This is a genomic window from Marinobacter sp. UBA2498, assembly GCF_002341575.1.
GTDB classification, from domain to species: Bacteria; Pseudomonadota; Gammaproteobacteria; order Pseudomonadales; family Oleiphilaceae; genus Marinobacter; species Marinobacter manganoxydans.
Map to the genome: position 1 here is coordinate 4,370 of NZ_DDOI01000032.1, position 398 is coordinate 4,767.

Below are 398 nucleotides of genomic sequence, written 5' to 3' on the forward strand. Positions count from 1 at the left end.
CCCGCCGAACTGTTTAAACTTGTGAGTTAGCCTTTTGGAAAGAACAGTTCTTGAAGTTTCTGGCCAGGCTCTTCCGCCCGCATAAACGATTCCCCCACAAGGAAACCGTAAATCCCGCGAGCAGTCATCGCTTCTACGTCGCTGCGGGTCATGATGCCACTTTCCGTAATGGTCAGCCGGTCCTGGGAGATCCGCTCATGCAGGTCAAACGTGGTGTCCAGCGAAACATCGAAGGTATGCAGATTGCGGTTGTTGATGCCGACCAGAGGCGTCGTCAGCGTCAACGCATCATCCAGTTCCTCGCCATCGTGCACTTCGACCAACACATCCAGCCCGATCTCATGGGCAATACCTTCCAGCTCTTGCATCTGGTCTTTGGTCAGGCAGGCGGCGATCAG

General features: G+C 54.8%; 1 protein-coding gene. It reads right to left on the reverse strand.

All coding sequences use genetic code 11. From position 1 onward, the window contains the following. Nucleotides 1–26: 26 nt before the first annotated feature. Nucleotides 27–398 (reverse strand): indole-3-glycerol phosphate synthase TrpC (locus B2W52_RS03320; protein ID WP_286801264.1); only part of this gene is annotated, 372 nt, incomplete at its 5' end.